Annotated in this window: 1 protein-coding gene; it reads right to left on the reverse strand. The window is 64.1% G+C overall.

Translation table 11 applies throughout. The annotated features are described in order from the left end of the window. Positions 1-359 (reverse strand): transposase (locus tag R5H29_RS22725; RefSeq protein WP_332329898.1); only part of this gene is annotated, 359 nt, incomplete at both ends.

The raw sequence follows: 359 nt of genomic DNA on the forward strand, positions 1-359 counted from the left end.
TCGGCAGGAAGCAGCGCTCACCGTGATGTCCGTTCCAGAACGAGAGCTGCTGATAGCCGTGCACGACATCACACGTGTCATCGATATCCAGCGTCACCGCCGCCGGTGGGGCCGGATAGCTGGCACAGTAAACGCCGATCATCGCGACCATCATCCGGGCCAGTTCACGCGTGGTCGGTGCATTCTCCCAGCGGCTCATCGTCGGTTGGCTGGCCAGCCCCGCGCCCGATCCCGGCAACTTGCCCAGCGCCAGGCGGAAGCCCGGATCGTCGCGCAGGGCATCGAGATCATCGGCGTCCTCATAGCCACACGTGATCGCGAACACACGGGCACGCAGAATGTCATCGAGGCGATGGATC

This window comes from Stenotrophomonas sp. A3_2 (genome assembly GCF_036624925.1).
Taxonomy (GTDB): domain Bacteria; phylum Pseudomonadota; class Gammaproteobacteria; order Xanthomonadales; family Xanthomonadaceae; genus Stenotrophomonas; species Stenotrophomonas hibiscicola.